A 1,242-nucleotide genomic window follows, 5' to 3' on the forward strand; every position below is an offset into this window, starting at 1 on the left:
TCCCGGCACACCCGAAGGGCGCGCTCGACAGGTCGAGATGCGCCGGCGGCCCCTCTTGCAACAACCGGGCGAGGTGTTCGAGCGTCGACAGGCTGATCTGCCGGGCCCGGAGCCGGATGGTGCGGCCCTGCTCGTCGAGCAGCCAGGGGCACGCCCCGAGGCCGCTGCGACAATCCCGACAACCCGTCATGAAGCCATCCCGCGTCAAATGAACGATCTGGCTGAGTGACGCCACCCTCCCCCGGGGTTCCCGGCGAAGCCGGGGCCGAACCGCCCTTCCGAACGAAAGAGATCGTCGATGCGCTTGTCGCAGGTGTTGTTTTCCCAAGGCTTCGGCACACGCCGCGAATGCGAGGGCCTGGTCTGGCACGGGCTGGTGTCGGTCGGCGGACGGGTCATCGAGGAGCCGGCCGAAGAGGTCGACACCGAGGGCCTGGTGTTCACGGTGCAGGGCCGCGACTGGCGTTTTCACGAGAAGGCGCTGGTGCTGCTGCACAAGCCGACCGGCCACGAATGCTCGCAGAAGCCGAAGCACCACCCGAGCGTGCTGAACCTGCTGCCCCCGCCGCTGCGCAACCGCGGCGTGCAGCCGGTCGGCCGGCTCGACGAGGACACCACCGGCCTGCTGCTGCTGACCGACGACGGCACGCTGATCCACCGGCTGACCTCGCCGAAGCACCACGTGCCGAAGGTCTACGAGGTGACGGCGAAACACGAGGTGACGCCCGGGCAGGTGGCGCAGCTGCTGGCCGGCGTGGTGCTCGACGACGACCCGGCGCCGGTGCGCGCCGCGGCCTGCGAGGCAACCGGTGAAACCACGCTGCGGCTCACGCTGACCGAAGGCAAGTACCACCAGGTCAAGCGCATGGTGGCCGCGGTGGGCAACCGGGTCGAAGGCCTGCACCGCAGCGCCTTCGGCGAGCTGACGCTGAAAGGCGTGCCGAGCGGCGCGTGGCGCTGGGTCAGCGCGGCGGAGCGGGAACAGCTGGAGCGCAAGCGCTGATCCAAGGGGGGTGGCACCGCGAGCGGCCCGCTGCGCCGCGACGGATAATGCCCGCCCATGCGCGTCTTCAGCGGTTTCAACCATCCCGGCATCGCCGATGCCTGCGCCCTCACGATCGGCAACTTCGACGGCGTCCACCGCGGCCACCAGGCCATGCTGGCGCTGCTGCGCAACGAGGCCCAGCACCGCGGGCTGCCCTCGTGCGTGATGACCTTCGAGCCGCACCCGCGCGACTACTT

2 protein-coding genes and 1 pseudogene are annotated in these 1,242 nt (G+C 70.2%); 2 read left to right on the forward strand and 1 reads right to left on the reverse strand.

From position 1 onward, the window contains the following. A partial coding sequence (locus AC1D15_RS33015; protein WP_477829391.1) for a hypothetical protein occupies nt 1-235 on the reverse strand: 235 nt, incomplete at its 3' end. Between the two features lie 63 nt (nt 236-298). On the opposite strand from AC1D15_RS33015, the gene AC1D15_RS33020 reads away from it, so the two are divergent. Both AC1D15_RS33020 and AC1D15_RS33025 read left to right on the forward strand, forming a co-directional pair. Next, nucleotides 299-1,003, forward strand: a complete 705-nt coding sequence (locus tag AC1D15_RS33020; RefSeq protein WP_047504383.1) for a pseudouridine synthase — start codon at nt 299-301, stop codon at nt 1,001-1,003. 57 nt (nt 1,004-1,060) lie between these two features. Continuing rightward, a pseudogene (locus AC1D15_RS33025) lies at nt 1,061-1,242 on the forward strand (bifunctional riboflavin kinase/FAD synthetase); the annotation flags it as partial.

The organism is Rhizobacter sp. P2_H2 (assembly GCF_056403375.1).